The sequence below is a fragment of the Neisseria sp. P0021.S007 genome (assembly GCF_051956855.1).
In genome coordinates this window covers 1-513 of record NZ_JBQCXA010001226.1, presented here as the reverse complement: position 1 = coordinate 513, position 513 = coordinate 1, and the positions used below count along the sequence as shown (strand labels likewise).

At 49.7% G+C, this 513-nt stretch carries 1 protein-coding gene; it reads right to left on the bottom strand.

From position 1 onward, the window contains the following. The coding region (yihA, locus tag ACTHUR_RS18435; RefSeq protein ID WP_440400212.1) for a ribosome biogenesis GTP-binding protein YihA/YsxC at positions 1–471 on the bottom strand (471 nt) is incomplete at its 3' end. Positions 472–513 lie beyond the last annotated feature (42 nt).

Genomic DNA, 513 nt, shown 5'->3' with positions numbered 1-513 from the left:
CGCCAAAGTTTTAATCTGGTCGTTTTTAGACAGCTTGTCTGCTTTTGACAGCAGGATATGCACAGGACGGCCGGTGATGTGGAAAAAGTCCAGCATTTGGATGTCTAAAGCTTTGAGCGGATGGCGCGAGTCCATAATCAAAATCAGGCCGATCAGTTGGCGGCGTTGTTGCAGGTAGTCGCCCAAGAGTTTGACCCAGTGCGCACGGATGGCCTCCGGTACTTGCGCGTAGCCGTAGCCGGGCAAGTCGACCATGAAATTGCCGTTTTCCAGTTCAAAGAAATTGATGTGTTGGGTGCGGCCCGGTGTTTTGGAAACGTAGGCAAGGCGCACATGATTGGTTAAAGTATTGATGGCGCTGGATTTGCCGGCATTGCTTCGGCCGACAAAGGCAATCTCGGCTGGCGTGTCGGGCAGGTCTTTCAGATGGTTGACCGTTGTAAAGAATTTGGCGTTTTGAAAAAGGTTCATCAGGATTTCCTTACATGGAAACAAAACTGCAACATCATAATT